The sequence below is a fragment of the Streptomyces sp. 8L genome (assembly GCF_020176795.1).
In the GTDB taxonomy this organism is placed as follows: domain Bacteria; phylum Actinomycetota; class Actinomycetes; order Streptomycetales; family Streptomycetaceae; genus Streptomyces.
The window spans coordinates 1-1,960 of the sequence record NZ_JAIUKE010000368.1 but is presented as its reverse complement, the minus strand read 5'-3'; the positions used below and the strand labels follow the sequence as shown (position 1 = coordinate 1,960).

Sequence of the window (1,960 nt, the reverse complement as noted above, 5' to 3'; positions counted from 1 at the left end):
CGGGGGGGCGGGGCCCCCCGCCCGCCCCCCCCCCCCCCCCCCACCCCCCCCCCCCGCCCCCCCCCCCCCCCCCCCCCCGCCCCCCCCCCCCCCCCCCCGGTCGCGTGCCCGGCCCGTGCGCGTACCCGGGCCCGGGCGCCCGCCGCGCGCGCATAGGCTACGGACCGGCGGCCGCCCGGCGCCTGCGGTCCCGCGGGGCGCCCGCCCGACCGAGACCACCCGGCGGGCCCGCCGGGTGGGGCATCCGCACCAGCCCAGGAGCGACCATGAGCGCTGTGACCCCCGCCGGAGGCGACACCGTGGCGGTCCCCACCTGGCCGGCCGTCCTGAACGCACTGCTGCGCGGCGAGGACCTGAGCACCGACCAGACGGCGTGGGCGATGGACCGCATCATGAGCGGCGCGGCCACGGACGTGCAGATCGCCGGGTTCGCGGTGGCGCTGCGCGCCAAGGGCGAGACGGTCGAGGAGGTCTCCGGGCTGGTCAGGGCCATGTACGGGCACGCGCGCACCATCGAGGTGCCGGGCCGGACGGTCGACATCGTCGGCACCGGCGGCGACATGGCGAAGACCGTCAACATCTCCACCATGGCGGCGATCGTCGTGGCGGGGACGGGCGCGAAGGTCGTCAAGCACGGCAACCGCGCGTCGTCGTCGGCGAGCGGTTCCTCGGACGTGCTGGAGAAGCTCGGTGTCAACCTGGACCTCACGCCGGAGGGGGTGGTCCGGGTCGCGGAGGAGGCGGGCATCACCCTCTGCTTCGCGATCAAGTTCCATCCGGCGCTGCGCCACGCGGCGACGGCACGGCGCGAGCTCGGCGCGCAGACGACGTTCAACATCCTCGGCCCGCTGACCAATCCGGCGCGGGTGCGCGCCCAGGCGGTCGGTGTGGCCGACGCGCGCATGGCGCCGATCGTCGCGGGCGTCCTGGCGGAGCGCGGCAACTCCGCGCTGGTCTTCCGGGGCGACGACGGCCTGGACGAGCTGACCACGACGGCGACGTCACGGGTGTGGCGGGTGCGGGACGGGCGCGTCGACGAGGAGGCGTTCGACCCTCGCTCGGTGGGCCTCGACCTGGTCTCCCTGTCCGCGCTGGGCGGCCAGGACGCGTCCTACAACGCCGAGGTCGCGCGCAGGCTCCTCGCGGGGGAGCCCGGCCCGGTCCGTGACGCGGTCCTGCTGAACGCGGCGGCGGCCCTGGTGGCGCTCGACCAGACGGACGACGAGCTCTCCGTCCAGCTGGCGGCCGGCCTCGCGCGGGCCGCGGAGTCCGTCGACTCCGGCGCGGCGGCACGCGCGCTCGCGGGCTGGGTACGGGCGTCCAACGCCCGCTGATAGACCCTCCGCACGCCGCCGGACCCTCGCCCGCCCCGGGGGGGGGCCGCGGGGGCCCCCCCCGGGCCCGGGCCCCCCGGGGGGGCGGCGGGGGGGGCGCCGCGGGCCCCGCGGGGGGGGCCGCGCGGGGGCCCGCGGGGGGCCGGGCCCCCCCCCCGCGGGGGGGCCGGGGGGCGGCGGGGGGGGGGGCCCGGGCGGCCCCCCCCCCCCCCCCCCCGGGCCCGTACCCGCGGCGTGCGCCGTCCTCGCGCACGGTCGCACGGCCGTTCGGTCCCGAGCGGGCTCCCCGGGTGCCTCTGGGAGGCCTCGTACGCGTGTGGCATACTCGCCTCTCAGGTCATGAGTGACAGCGACTACGGCCCCGGCCCGCTGTCCGGCAACCCTCCGTCCGTGGCGGGGTGCCCCGGGTGAAGACCAGGCCGTGGGCAGCGAGGTCCGCGGCAAGCGCGGGCCCTGCGTTTCCACTGGGGTCCAGGTCCTCAGAGGGAGCTGTCCGTGAACACGCGAATGCGATAGGCGCCCCGGGTTCTCGCCATGACGAGACGCCCCGCGCCACACCTCCGTGTCCCCGCCGCCCGTACCACCACGAAGGCTTCGCCATGTCCGCATACCTGGATGCACCCGTC

At 78.4% G+C, this 1,960-nt stretch carries 1 protein-coding gene and 1 riboswitch; the gene reads left to right on the top strand.

What is annotated here, in order from left to right; all coding sequences use genetic code 11:
* The first annotated feature begins 266 nt into the window (after positions 1 to 266).
* Positions 267 to 1,334: an anthranilate phosphoribosyltransferase gene (gene trpD / locus LCE31_RS26910; RefSeq protein ID WP_225018631.1), complete on the top strand. Its 1,068-nt coding sequence runs from the start codon at positions 267 to 269 to the stop codon at positions 1,332 to 1,334.
* 335 nt (positions 1,335 to 1,669) lie between these two features.
* Positions 1,670 to 1,787, top strand: a riboswitch (SAM riboswitch).
* The last annotated feature ends 173 nt before the right edge of the window (positions 1,788 to 1,960 follow it).

Coding starts and splice junctions, on each gene's coding strand:
- trpD (WP_225018631.1), top strand. CDS start 267: ATGAGCGCTGTGACCCCCGCCGGAGGCGACACCGTGGCGGTCCCCACC.